3 protein-coding genes are annotated in these 3,308 nt (G+C 57.8%); 2 read left to right on the forward strand and 1 reads right to left on the reverse strand.

Annotated elements, in window-relative coordinates:
- The first annotated feature begins 71 nt into the window (after positions 1–71).
- Both NW820_RS11320 and NW820_RS11325 read left to right on the forward strand, forming a co-directional pair.
- Positions 72–1,040, forward strand: a complete 969-nt coding sequence (locus tag NW820_RS11320) for a CobW family GTP-binding protein (protein ID WP_414407527.1) — start codon at positions 72–74, stop codon at positions 1,038–1,040.
- A 44-nt stretch (positions 1,041–1,084) separates the two neighbouring features.
- A complete protein-coding gene (locus NW820_RS11325; protein ID WP_414407528.1) occupies positions 1,085–1,963 on the forward strand; it encodes a hypothetical protein in 879 nt (292 codons plus the stop codon).
- A gap of 210 nt (positions 1,964–2,173) precedes the next feature.
- Here the strand turns inward: NW820_RS11325 and NW820_RS11330 are convergent, their stop codons facing one another.
- On the reverse strand, positions 2,174–3,142 hold the full coding sequence (locus NW820_RS11330) for a 30S ribosomal protein S1 (RefSeq protein WP_011433921.1): 969 nt from the start codon (positions 3,140–3,142) through the stop codon (positions 2,174–2,176).
- Between the last annotated feature and the right edge of the window lie 166 nt (positions 3,143–3,308).

Genomic DNA, 3,308 nt, shown 5'->3' on the forward strand with positions numbered 1-3,308 from the left:
AAGCTAGTAGAGCTTCTGGGGAACTTGAGAGAAGGGTTTGTTGGCCGCTTGTCAGTTCAGCCTCACCTGATATGAAAGCTCAGCTTCCGGTGACGATTTTGACAGGTTTTTTGGGCAGTGGCAAAACCACGCTGCTCAAGCGCATTTTGGAAGAGGAGCATGGGTTGCGCATTGGGGTTATCCTCAACGAGTTTGGCGAGATTTCCATCGATGGCGAGTTGGTCAACATGCCCGAGGGGGGGCTGATGCAGCTCAACAATGGTTGCCTCTGCTGCACGGTGCGAGAGGATTTTGAACGGGCGGCCCGCCAGCTGCTCCAGCATGCCCAGGCGTTGGACTATCTGGTGGTGGAAACCAGCGGCGTGGCGGATCCCAGGCAGGTGACCGAGCTATTTGTGCAGAGGGTCTTTCATGAGGAGTTGCGCCTGGATGGCGTGGTGACCTTGGTTGACGGTGCCGAATACTGGCGCAATTTCCAGCGCTCGCAAACCGCCGCCCACCAGATCGGCAGCGCTGACATTTTGTTGCTCAATAAGGTGGATTTGATCGACGAAGCCGAACGAGAGCGGATCCTTCTCGATCTGCGCCGCTACAACCCCGCTGCCCCTTGCCTGCTCACCACCCATGCCCAGGTGCCTCTGGCCCGCATCTTGGATGTGCATGCCTTCCGCCCAGAATTGTGGGATCCCAGGCTCCCCAATGCAGAGACTGAGGCCCACCATAGCCATCACCTCGAGGAAGACGGGATCCAATCGGTGAGCTTTCAACTGCAGCAGCCGCTGGATTTGGCGGCTTTTCGCGATTGGCTACAAGACATGCCCGAGACCCTTTTTCGCGCCAAGGGGGTGCTGTCGGTTCTGGATGAGCCGCAGCGGGTTATCTTTCATCAGGTGGGCCAGCGGCAAACCCTTTTTCTGGAACGGGACTGGGATCCCGATGAGCCCCGCCTGTCCAAAATTGTGTTGATTGGCAAAGGGCTGGAGCCGGAACAGCTGGCTGCCGGCCTCAGCCGGGTGTGCGGGGCAACCGCCGCTGGCTAAGGATCCTCTTCAGTTTTTTCGGTTTTTGGATTGGGTGATCTGGGATGGCTCGCAGCAAACTTTCAGAGCAAGAACAACAGCAAATTGTTAGCGCCTACCGCGGCTCAGCAGCGACCGCCGTCGAATTGGCGGAGCAATTTCAGGTGAGCATCACCACCATCACCCGCGTGTTGAAGGAAAATATCGCCGCCGATGAGTACCAGCGGTTGATCCATCTCAAACGCTCGGCTGCCCGCCGCAAAGACATGGGGGAAAAAGTTGCTGTTGGCAGGATCCCAGCCCCAGAGCAGCAGATTTTGCCGCTGGAGCCGGAGCTGCCTTTTTCATCTCCCTCGCTGCAGCCGAACGCAAACGACGAAGGCGAGGATAACACCGCTGGAACAGAGTCTCTGCCAAAACTGCCCCCAGAAGAACTGCAGTTGGCGGCTGAGCTTCAGGAAGATGTGGAGGATGTCGGGGAAGAGGATGAGGAAGAGACCGAAGAAGACCGTGACCTTGAAGACGAGGACGAAGATGAGGACGACCCTGACTATCTCCTAGAAGATGAAGATGGGCCAGAAGAGGATCCCCTCACCGATCCCAGCTATCAAATTCAGGTATTACCCCTGGAAGAGCTCACCCTACCGGAAACCTGCTATGTCGTTGTTGACCGCTACCAAGAACTGACCACCCGCCCTCTCAAAGAATTCTTTGGCTCGGGATCCCTGCCCATCGAAGGGATGGATAACGCCAATACGCTGCCCATTTTCGACAGCCACAAGGTGGCCCGCCGCTTTTCCGAAATGAGCCGTCGGGGCAGCAACACCTACCCACCCTACCGGGTAATCCAGTTTCCCGGCTACATTCTGGAGATTGTGCGCACCCAACTGCAAAAGAAAGGCATCACCCATCTGCTCATGGATGGGCAGATCTACAGTCTTTGACCAGCTCCTCAAGCTCAGGAGCGGGGGATTCCCGTTACTGGCGCAGGTTTGCAGCCCTGCGTGAGCGCCGTCGGCCTACTTCGCCACAGCAGCAGTACCCGTCTCCCTAGGAGCCTGGGCTGCCCCGCTCCCACGAGCCACCCACGCCAACGGAGCTGAAGGCTCCTAACCTCAGTCTCATCGCAGGCAGAGATGGCGCCAAGCTTGCCCTCATTCCACAGCCGTCGCCGCGTATTCCAGCTCCTCTTCCACCACTTCCGGTGGGGCCTCTGCCGCTTGTCCTTGCTTAGCGGCCAACAGTTGCTCGCGGTACTTGGCTGCCATCTCCTCGGCCTTCTCGTAAACCAGCTTGGGATCCCGAATCATGTCGCCGGGATTGGGCTCCAGTTGCTTGGTGGACAGCGAGATCCGTCCCCGCTCCGCATCCAGATCGATGATCATCACCTTCACTTCGTCGTTGACGTTGAAGACGCTGTGGGGCGTATCGACATGATCGTGGGAGATCTCGGAAATGTGCAGCAGGCCGGAGACGCCGCCAATATCGATAAAGGCACCATAGGGCTTGATGCCCCGCACCGTGCCGACCACCACCTCGCCCACTTCCAGCTTGTTCATCTTCCGCTCCACCAAGGCGCGGCGATGGCTCAACACCAGGCGGTTGCGGTCTTCGTCCACCTCCAGAAACTTCAGGGGCAGCTCTTCGCCCACCAGCTCTTCTTTTGGCTTGCGGGTGCTGATGTGGGATCCGGGGATAAAGCCCCGCAGCCCCTCAATCCGCACCAGGGCTCCACCTCGGTTGGTGGCAAAAATGGTTGAGCGAACGGTGGCATCTTCTTTCTGGAGCTGCCGTACCCGTTCCCAGGCCCGCATGTACTCGATGCGACGGATGGAGAGGGTCAGCTGTCCCTCTTCGTTTTCTTCGGTGAGGATAAAAAACTCGCGGGTTTCTCCCGGCTGCAGCATCTCGTGCGGGTCTTCCAGGCGGCTAATCGACATCTCCTGGAGCGGCAGAAAGGCAGCCGTTTTGGCCCCAATATCGATCAAAGCACCGCGTGGCTCCACCGAGAATACTGTACCCGCCACAATTTCGCCAGGGCTGAAGTGATAGTCGTACTTATCCAGAAGGGCGGCAAAGTCTTCAGTGGTAAAACCTACATCGGCAGCGGTGAATCGACTCATAGGGGTGCAGTAACAGATCAGTTGCGCGGGATAAAGGGTAGAAGGCCAATCGAGTTTGGCAGGATCCCACTTCCACTTTCCCACCTGGGGAGGATGTGGCTGGGAAATACCATCGTAGCTTAGAGGAGCGTCTTTTGTGGCAAGTTTTCCGGGGATCTTGCCAAGC

This window comes from Synechococcus sp. R55.7 (assembly GCF_047461955.1).
Taxonomy (GTDB): Bacteria; Cyanobacteriota; Cyanobacteriia; order Thermostichales; family Thermostichaceae; genus Thermostichus.

What these genes read in the sequence shown, in the direction of transcription:
- NW820_RS11325 (WP_414407528.1), top strand. Translation starts at nt 1,085, where the DNA reads ATGGCTCGCAGCAAACTTTCAGAGCAAGAACAACAGCAAATTGTTAGC.
- NW820_RS11330 (WP_011433921.1), bottom strand. Translation starts at nt 3,142, where the DNA reads ATGAGTCGATTCACCGCTGCCGATGTAGGTTTTACCACTGAAGACTTT.
- NW820_RS11320 (WP_414407527.1), top strand. Translation starts at nt 72, where the DNA reads ATGAAAGCTCAGCTTCCGGTGACGATTTTGACAGGTTTTTTGGGCAGT.